The organism is Flavobacterium sp. (genome assembly GCF_043722275.1).
Taxonomy (GTDB): Bacteria; Bacteroidota; Bacteroidia; order Flavobacteriales; family Flavobacteriaceae; genus Flavobacterium.
Map to the genome: position 1 here is coordinate 1 of NZ_JAYSPC010000191.1, position 9888 is coordinate 9888.

7 protein-coding genes and 1 pseudogene are annotated in these 9888 nt (G+C 34.0%); 3 read left to right on the forward strand and 5 right to left on the reverse strand.

The window, feature by feature from the left end:
* Both ACHZDT_RS22100 and ACHZDT_RS22105 read left to right on the forward strand, forming a co-directional pair.
* Positions 1-281, forward strand: a pseudogene (locus tag ACHZDT_RS22100) (DUF4349 domain-containing protein); the annotation flags it as partial.
* 206 nt (positions 282-487) lie between these two features.
* The gene (locus tag ACHZDT_RS22105) at positions 488-862 is read left to right on the forward strand and encodes a DoxX family membrane protein (protein WP_394776864.1); all 375 of its coding nucleotides are present in this window, start codon (positions 488-490) and stop codon (positions 860-862) included.
* A gap of 83 nt (positions 863-945) precedes the next feature.
* Here ACHZDT_RS22105 and ACHZDT_RS22110 read toward each other — a convergent pair whose 3' ends face one another.
* From ACHZDT_RS22110 to ACHZDT_RS22120, 3 genes are all read right to left on the reverse strand, one after another.
* Positions 946-1488 carry a lipocalin family protein gene (locus ACHZDT_RS22110; RefSeq protein WP_394776865.1) on the reverse strand — a complete coding sequence of 181 codons (543 nt, stop codon included), beginning with the start codon at positions 1486-1488 and terminating at the stop codon, positions 946-948.
* A gap of 504 nt (positions 1489-1992) precedes the next feature.
* Complete coding sequence (lpdA, locus tag ACHZDT_RS22115) at positions 1993-3396, reverse strand: dihydrolipoyl dehydrogenase (RefSeq protein ID WP_394776866.1); 1404 nt, start codon at positions 3394-3396, stop codon at positions 1993-1995.
* 488 nt (positions 3397-3884) lie between these two features.
* Positions 3885-4340 (reverse strand): Lrp/AsnC family transcriptional regulator, encoded by a 456-nt coding sequence (locus tag ACHZDT_RS22120; protein WP_042566586.1) that lies wholly within the window; start codon positions 4338-4340, stop codon positions 3885-3887.
* 461 nt (positions 4341-4801) lie between these two features.
* Here ACHZDT_RS22120 and ACHZDT_RS22125 point away from each other — a divergent pair, with 461 nt between their 5' ends.
* Complete coding sequence (locus ACHZDT_RS22125; RefSeq protein ID WP_394776867.1) at positions 4802-6004, forward strand: aminotransferase class I/II-fold pyridoxal phosphate-dependent enzyme; 1203 nt, start codon at positions 4802-4804, stop codon at positions 6002-6004.
* Between the two features lie 398 nt (positions 6005-6402).
* Here the strand turns inward: ACHZDT_RS22125 and ACHZDT_RS22130 are convergent, their stop codons facing one another.
* Complete coding sequence (locus tag ACHZDT_RS22130) at positions 6403-7407, reverse strand: DUF695 domain-containing protein (protein ID WP_394776868.1); 1005 nt, start codon at positions 7405-7407, stop codon at positions 6403-6405.
* A gap of 154 nt (positions 7408-7561) precedes the next feature.
* On the reverse strand, positions 7562-9496 hold the full coding sequence (locus ACHZDT_RS22135) for an amino acid permease (protein ID WP_394776869.1): 1935 nt from the start codon (positions 9494-9496) through the stop codon (positions 7562-7564).
* Between the last annotated feature and the right edge of the window lie 392 nt (positions 9497-9888).

Sequence of the window (9888 nt, forward strand, 5' to 3'; positions counted from 1 at the left end):
ACAATACTGCCATCGACAATTTATCGCTTCAGGACCAGGTAAATTTTAGCACGATTACTTTACAACTTTATCAAAACGAAACGATTAAACAAGAAAAAATGGCAAGCGAAAAAGACAGCAATGCCTATAAACCTCATTTAGGAATTCAAATTGTGGATTCTTTAAAAAGTGGCTGGTATATTCTTGAAGCAATTTTTGTATTTCTTATTAATCTTTGGCCTTTTATTTTGATTGGATTTGGTGGTTTTCTCGTTTATAAAAAATACGGAAAGAAACAGTAAACTGTTAATAAAATAGCAATTTCATAAGAAAAAATTCGTTATATTTGATATAGCATTATATAAATCCTAAAATAGGATTGTAAAGACTGTAAAATTCTCAATAGGTCAGTTTTCTAAAATTGATTTTCCTTTTATTAGAGAATTTCATTATAACGTTTTCAATAAATAAACTATACTTTTTTAACCTATCTAAAATTTTAAGTATTATGAAAATTGCTACTATTGTTGTCCGTGTTTTAATTGGTCTTTTACTACTTTTTGCTTCGATCAGTTATTTTTTTCATCTGATGCCTGAACAAGAAACGACAGGAAATTTCAAAGCTTTTAATGTTGGTTTAATGGCTTCTACTTATTTGATTCCTTTGGCAAAATCAATCGAATTGCTTTGCGGAATTGCATTTGTAACGGGACGTTATGTAACATTAGCGAATATTTTGATCTTACCAATTACGGTAAATATTTTGTTTATTAATTATTTCCTTGCTCCGGAGGGTTTGCCTATTGCAGCATTATTGTTTCTGGCTAACTTATTTTTGATTTACAGATATTGGGGTAATTACAGAAGTGTTTTCACGAGATAATTTTACATTCATTTTAAACATAATAGCAAACCCGACAGATTTTAAAACCTGTCGGGTTTGTCATATAATAAGTTCGATCGTTATTAATTTGCTTTATCGTGTTTTACCCAAACTAAGTCAGAAGTATCATAACCTATTTCCTGAGCTTTTCTAAGGTAATCTAATTTGATGTTTTCCGGTATTGAAGTTTCTCTTGAAAGTATCCATAAATATTTTAGGCTTTCGCCGGCAACAAGTGCATATTTATAATCTGAATCAATTGCAATTATATTATATCCTGCATAAAAAGGACCAAAAAATGAGACTTTAAGCATACCAACATCGTCTTTTTTGACGAATTTGGCTTTTCCTATGCTTTCTTCCCATTTGTCTTTTTTGACATTGTAGCCCTTATTATCAACTTTTATAGTTCCGTTATCGTTTAGGGAATATTCGGCTGTAACGTTATTTAGTCCTTTTTCATATTTAAAATCTAATCTGGCAATTTCGTACCATTTTCCTAAATATTTTGATTTGTCAAAATTTGTGACTGCAACAGCGCTTTTAGGAATGGTAGAACCACAAGAATAAAGTGCTAATGCTATTCCTGCTCCAACTAAAATTGGAGTTATATATCTATTTTTCATAATGTGTCTTTACATATACATAAAGGTAGTATGAGAATTGCATATTTAATTTACAAGATTTTTTGCAGATTTTATATTTTTCTGGTTTTAAGATAATTTATAAATTAAATTAATCTCGCAAAGATTCTAAGACGGAAAGTTTAAACGCAGTATTGTCATTTCGACGAAGGAGAAATCACACATGAGATTCGACAAAGATTGGCGATTTTGATTGCGGAGTTTCTAATGCGATTTCTCCTTCGTCGAAATGACAACCTTTACAATTTTGCGAAACATTTATTTGGCATAAAATTATTGTTTTTTCTTAATTTAATGACATTGCCTACGGGGCAAAATGACTGGAAACTATATTTTCTACGGACATGTAATCTTTTCGAGATATAATTTTTTTGTGATAGCTCATTTCGATAGGAGCTAAATATAGGTAGAAAAACAAATATTAAGGCAATAAAAAAACCGTCAGAAAATAAATTCTAACGGTCTCTAAATATGATTTAACGTAGATTATACGTGTATTGCTCTATTATCTGTAGCGGCTAATGCTGCTTCTTTTACTGCTTCTGCAAAAGTTGGGTGTGCGTGGCTCATTCTTGAAATATCTTCCGCCGAAGCTTTGAATTCCATTGCTGTAACTGCTTCTGCAATTAAATCAGCTGTACGTGCTCCAATCATGTGAACTCCTAAAACCTCATCAGTTTTAGCATCAGCGATGATTTTTACAAATCCGTCTAAATCTCCACTTGCTCTTGCACGTCCTAAAGCTTTGAAAGGAAAACTTCCTACTTTATATTCAGTTCCAGAAGCTTTAACCTGCTCTTCAGTTTGTCCAACTGCTGCAACTTCCGGCCATGTGTAAACAACACCAGGAATTAAGTTATAATCGATATGTGGTTTTTGACCTGCTAAGATTTCAGCAACCATAGTTCCTTCTTCTTCTGCTTTGTGTGCTAACATTGCTCCACGAACAACATCTCCAATTGCATAAATATTAGGAACATTAGTTTGCAAATGATCGTTTACTTCAACTTGTCCTCTGTCTGAAATTTTCACTCCTGCTTTGTCAGCGTTTAATCCGTCTGTGTAAGGACGACGACCAACAGAAACTAATGAATAATCTCCTTCAAGGGTGATTGTTTCTCCTTTTGCATTTTCAGCCTGAACCACAACAGCATCGCCGTTTCTTTCTACTGATTTTACTTTGTGAGAAACGTAGAATTTCATTCCTTGTTTTTTCAATACTTTAGTTAATTCTTTAGACAAAGAAGCATCCATTCCAGGAATGATTCTGTCCATAAATTCTACTACTGAAACCTGTGCTCCTAAACGCAAGTAAACTTGTCCAAGCTCGATTCCGATAACTCCACCACCAATAATTACTAAGTGTTTTGGAACTTCTTTTAAAGCTAAAGCTTCTGTAGAAGTGATGATTCTTTCTTTGTCAATTTTGATAAAAGGTAAAGAAGATGGTTTTGAACCTGTAGCAATTACAGTATATTTTGCTTCAATAGTTTCAGATGTTCCGTCGGCTTTTGCAACTGCAATGTGCGTTGCGTCTACGAACGAACCTAAACCGGTGAAAACAGTAATTTTATTTTTATCCATTAAGTAGTTGATTCCACCTACGGTTTGATCTACAACGGCTTGTTTGCGCGCGATCATTTTCTCTAAATTGATTTTTACATCTCCGGAAACTTCGATTCCGTGATCTGCAAAATGTGCAATTTCAGCATAATGATGTGAAGATGATAATAATGCTTTTGATGGAATACAACCTACGTTTAGGCAAGTTCCGCCAAGAGAGTTATACTTTTCTACAATGGCTGTTTTGAAACCTAATTGTGCGCAACGAATTGCTGATACATATCCGCCCGGTCCTGAACCTATAATGACTACGTCAAATGAACTCATAGTTTGTCTATTTTATTTTTAGCGATACAAAATTAAGGAATAAAGTTTTGTTTAAAGTTTAAATCTCAATGTTTTTTGTGTGAAATTTTGGGTTGGAGGTTTAACCGCAAAGTTTTATTTTTTTTGCCACGAAGACTCGAAGGCACAAAGTTTTTTTTCGCCACAAATTGCACTAATTATCTCTAATTTTTTTTTGGTTTTACGCAGATTTTGCAGATAAAGCAGATTTTTTGTTTCTCGAATAGTCGCAGAGGCGCAAAGTTTTTTTGATAACTAAGCTTGAATAGCGTCCAGCTTTAGCTGGATGGAAAATATTGTAAATATAAATGGCTTTAGCCAAATCAGTAAAGTTTGGCTAAAGCCCCTCTCTTTCCCTTATCCTAAACCTCCAGCTGAAGCTGGAGGCAATTCATAAAAAACTTTGCGACTCCACGACATTGCGAGATTAAAAAACTTTGTGTCTTTATGCCTTCGCGGCAAAAACATGCCTAAAAAATCACTGTCGAATTCTTCACCTCACTAATCATAAACATACTTTGTGTACTGCCTATATGTTGCAACGAAGTTAATTTGGTTACGAGAAATTCCCGGTAAGCTTCCATGTCTTTTACTAGGACTTTCAGGATATAATCGTAATCTCCACTTACGTGATGGCATTCCAGAACTTCGTTGAGTTTGATGACTTCGCTTTCGAATTTGGTTAGAAATTCTTTGGTGTGCTGAATGAGTTTTAAATGGCAGAAAACGACGAAACCTTTATCGATTTTTGTTTTATCGACTAATGCGACGTAGTTTTTAATTATGCCTTCGCGCTCTAACTTTTTGATTCGTTCGTAAACTGCTGTTACCGAAAGATTGAGTTTTAAGGATAATTCTTTGGTTGTCTTTTTACTGTCGGTTTGTAATAAAACCAGCAGTTTTTTGTCGGTGGCGTCTAAAGTCATTTTGTTGGTTTTGTGAGATGAAAGAAAATCTATTGAATTGAGTTTTCTAAATCAAATTTAGATAATTAATCGTGTAAAAATATAATTTATAGTTTTAAAATCTAATTATTGACTTTATGATTGATTAATTTTCTAATAAGATGTTATTTTGAATAGGTTTTATTTTGAAAATGAGTGTCCTAGCCCTGATAGAAGTGGAAAGCCCGGAGTAAAAAAGGCAAAAGTTTCCTGTTCTAAAAAAGCGACCAACGGAAGCTCTTTTTAGAACATTAGAAACTTGCATTTTTTATGAGGACTTGAACGGATAGCAGGAATAGCTCCTTCGACTTCGCTCAGGATGACAAAATTAAATTCCAAATTTTAAATTCCAAATTCCAATGAAAATGGTTAAAAATTAAAGTTTGATTAATCGGTTCCAACAACTTGAAACCTGAAACTTGAAACTAAAAAAACAACAATAAATGAAAAACTTTAATCCAGCTGATAAAATTCAGGATTTGCAATACTTTGGTGAATTTGGTGGTGTGAATCCTTCAATTTCTGATTCTTCTACATATACTTTTCTTTCGGCTAAAACGATGTTTGATACATTTGAAGGAAATATGGAAGGCTGTTATTTGTATTCGCGCCATTCGTCGCCTAGTAATTTGTATCTGGATCAGGCTTTGGCAGCGATGGAAGGAACGGAAACTGCAAATGTTTCGGCTTCTGGAATGGGCGCGATTACGCCTACTTTATTACAGCTTTGCGGTGCGGGCGATCACATTGTTTCAAGCCGAACGATTTATGGCGGAACTTATGCTTTTTTGAAGAATTTTACTCCAAGATTTGGGATTGAAACGAGCTTTGTTGACATCACGAAGTTGGATATTGTGGAAGCTGCAATTACGCCAAAAACGAAAGTTTTGTATTGTGAAACGGTGAGTAATCCGCTATTGGAAGTGGCTGATATTGCTGGTTTAGCTCAAATTGCAAAAAGACATAATTTGCAATTGGTTGTGGATAATACGTTCTCACCTTTATCTGTTTCTCCTGCTAAATTAGGTGCGGATATCGTGATTCATAGTTTGACAAAATATATTAACGGAAGCAGTGATACGGTTGGCGGTGTGACTTGTGGTTCGAAGGAATTTATCAATGCTTTGAAAAATGTAAACTCGGGAGCAAGTATGCTTTTAGGTCCAACAATGGATAGTCTGAGATCTGCAAGTGTGATGAAAAACCTTCGCACGCTTCATATTCGTATCAAACAACACAGCCATAATGCACATATTCTGGCGGATAAATTTCAAGCTGATGGACTTAAAACGGTTTATCCGGGATTGAAAAGTCACCCGAGTCATGAATTGTACAAAACGATGATTAATCCGGAATATGGTTTTGGCGGAATGATGACAATTGATGTTGGAACTTTGGCTAAAGCCAATGAATTAATGGAATTAATGCAAGCGCGAAACTTAGGATATCTTGCGGTAAGTTTAGGGTTTTATAAAACATTATTCAGCGCTCCGGGAACGTCGACTTCAAGTGAGATTCCGTTAGAAGAGCAACAAGAAATGGGATTGACGGATGGTTTGATCCGTTTCTCGATCGGACTGGATAATGATATTGAGCGTACTTATGAAATGATGAAAGCTTGTATGGTGGAACTTGGGATTTTATAGTTTTTAGCCCACGGATTATGCAGGTTTAAACTGATTTACGCAGGTTTTTAGTTTTATTTTTTTCGCTATGAATTCACGAATTTTTAAAACAATTAATTTGTGAATTCGTGGCGATTTTTAATTAAACTAATAAATAGTTCGTACTTATTTGTCATTTCGACGCAAGGAGAAATCTCCGCGAGAAGCTAGACAAAGATTGGATTTTCATTGCGGAGTTACTTACGGAGATTTCTCCTGCGTCGAAATGACACAAAATGCGATAAAAAAATAAAAAAGCCGTTCTGACATTATTCAGAACGGCTTTTGCGGTTTAATTTTGTTCAAAATGTCTAAAAGATGCCCAATATTTATCTTTATAGATTTCTGAAGTAACTTTTAATTCTTTTGAATATTTGGTTTCAATTTCGCTTAAAGATTTTTGAGGGTTTTCTAAAATCTTTACAGGCAAAATAAATCTCACGTTTATTATTTCCTGTTTCTCTGCCAATATTTAAATATCCTTCAAAATCCCTCAATTCACTTGTTAATTCGTCTTCAAAATTATCGAGGAATTTATACATTTTTTCATCCGGCATTCCGTTATTACTTTTACCATCAAAAAATACGGTAACAATTGTGATCCACGGATGTGACATTTTAGCATCCCAATTAACAAGATCTGTATTTATAACGGCTAATAAAGGTCCGTTTTCTGTGTTGGTTTCCAGACATGCATAACTATCGTTTTCTGTATTATGCCTGACAGCTTCATATTTTTCGACAAACTCTTTTTCTCTCCAAATTAGATAATCCTTCAACTTTTCAACCGGAATTAGTTCTTTTGAAATTCCCTCTTTTCCAATAATGGTTAAATTATCTATTATTGTTAATGAGTCCAGCTCTCCTAGAAAATTATCCAGAAAAATATAAATTCCGTTTGTTATAGAAGGTCTTTTTTCTTCGATAAAATCATCATACACTATTGTCAGATCAATTTTATCCGAATACTCTTTATGATCGTTTGAATAAAATTTTATGTTCTCTTTGTTAAACTCAAATTCTTCCATTTTGATTCCAAAGTCTGTCATATCTGCCGCAGGTTTTAAGGCTGTAAATTTCCATCCTTCGATTCTGGGCGCTGCCTTAACTAACTCTTCTACAAAATAGATGTTTTTTATTACTCCTTCGGGCGTGAAAATAAATTCAACTGTATCATCATCGTACATTCCCGTTAAAAAATAAAATCCTTTTTGAATCTCATTAAGCTTTGGAGCAATTTTATTAAAAAAATCCTGCTCAATATTTCCTCTACTCTTAACGATTTTAAAAAAATCTTTTTCATGTTGTAAAAACCAGTCCCAAAAATCATTGTATGACGTAATTGCAACTTCTTTTTTACTAAATATGTTTTTGAAAAAACTCATGCATTTAAAAATTTAAATTTAATATTTACTATAAAACAAATTAAAGAAAATTTTACAGCGTAAGAAAATTTTTATATAAAAATATTTACGATTTATTCATAAAAAAACCGCTCTGAGAATATTATCAGAACGGTTTTTCAATATAATTTAAAACTTATACTTTCTCTACAAAGTTCAGTTTACTATTTTTTCGACTATAAGTAAAATAAATCACAAGTCCTATTAACAACCAGATTGTAAAGTAAATCCAGTTCCAAACGCTTAATTCGGCCATCATATAAAGACAGCAGATTAATCCTAAAAGCGGAATTAACGATAAATTTTGTCTGAACGACCAAACGGCTAATCCAACTAATACTAGTAAAAATATCCACATTGGGATTTTGTGTTTGAATAAACTAAAACCTGATTCATATTTTAAGGAATCATTGATTGGCAATCCTTTTACAACCGAAGCATATTTTGCATCGTCGTCTTGATATTGACTTAGTAAATGTTCTAAATCACCGGTTTCGGCAGTTTTATTGTGAACATCGATACTTTCTAAATAATTGAAAACTTTAGCTGATTCTTCTTTATCTAATGACGTAATAATAGTAGTTGCGTCGTTTGTTTGCGCATCATTATTAATGAAAGCCATTGTCGCTTTATTGTTGAATGCAAAAGCATAATACAATCCGGCAATCATTAAAACCGGCAGAATATATTTTGAATTGACATAAGGTGTTTTGAATTTTCCTCGTGGAATTTCCGGTTTATTTTGTAAAACCAAAACTCCGGCGCAAACCAATACAAAGGCAAATAATGTCCCGATACTACATAAATCTGTTACCATTGTCAGGTTCAGGAACAAAGCCGGAACTGCAACCACAAAACCGGTTACAATTGTTGCAAAAGATGGTGTTTTGAATTTTGGGTGAACGGTAGAAAATTTCTTTGGCAATAAACCATCACGGCTCATACTCATCCAGATACGTGGCTGACCCATCTGGAAAACCAACAAAACGCTCGCCATTGCCACTACAGCACTTACGGCAATAATTCCCGACATCCATTTTAGGTTTAATTTATCGAAAACAAACGCAAGAGGATCTCCAACATTTAATTCGTTATAACGCACCATCCCGGTTAAAACCAAGGCAATGGCAATATATAAAACTGTACAAATAATAATTGCCCACATCATACCTCGTGGTAAATCGCGCTGCGGATTTTTACATTCCTCAGCAGTTGTTGAAATGGCATCAAAACCAATATAAGCAAAGAAAACAGCCGAAACTCCTTTTAAAACTCCGCTAACTCCATTTGGCGCAAACGGATGCCAATTTGCTGTATCTACATAAAAAACTCCAACTGCAATTACTAAAAGTACGATGCAAAGTTTTACAATAACCATTAAATTACTCGCATTACGAGATTCTTTCATTCCTCTGTAAACCAAAGCCGTAATTAAAACAATGATGAATAAAGCCGGTAAATCAGCCACTAAATGAAAAGAACCAATTGTTGGCGCTGTTGTCCAGGCTGTGTAAGCATCTTGTAAACCTCTGCCTAAATTATCGAATGTTTTTCCGCCTTGCATTAAAGCTGTAGCATCTTTAAATCCGTTTGAAGCGGTTAAATAATCCATCTGAATCCATTGCGGGAGATGAATTCCGCCACTCTGAAGCAGTCCTGTAAAATAATCGCTCCACGATATTGCGACCGTTATATTCCCTACAGCATATTCCATAATTAATGCCCAACCAATTATCCATGCAATGATTTCTCCAAAAGCTACATATGAGTATGTGTAAGCACTTCCTGAAACCGGAACCATTGAGGCAAATTCGGCGTAAGCAAATGCTGCAAAACTACAGGCTAATGCGGTGAATAAAAACAAGAAAATTACAGCTGGACCTCCGTCGGCACTGGCTTTCCCGATGGTACTAAAAATTCCTGCTCCTACAATAGCAGCAATCCCGAAAGCGGTTAAATCTTTGGTCGTTAAATGCTTTCCTAATGCATTATGACCATCTGCTTCGTTTTTTGCAACTTGTTTCAGAATATCCTGTACCGTTTTTTTTCGGAATAAACCTGATAATGCCATATGTGAGTTTGCTTTATAAATTAATATATTTCGGTCTTTGTGGTTTTATTTTGCAAATAATGCAAAAATTATCCTGATTTCAAATATATAAAACGATTTTGTTTTATTGGGAATTATTTTTACCACGAAGGCGCTACGACGCAAAGTATTTTTGCCCACGGATTTTACGGATTAAACAGATTGACGCGGTTTTTTTTTAGTCTTTGTCAAAAAAAATCTGCTAAATCTGCCAAATCTGCGTGAGATTTTTTTTTTAGCCACAGATTAAAAAGATTTTCACACATTATTTATATGAATTTCACGCAGATTTAAAAAAGATTTAAGCAGATATGTGCAGATTAATTTAATAAAAATCTAAAATAAAATCTGCTTTAATCTGTAGAATCTGCGTG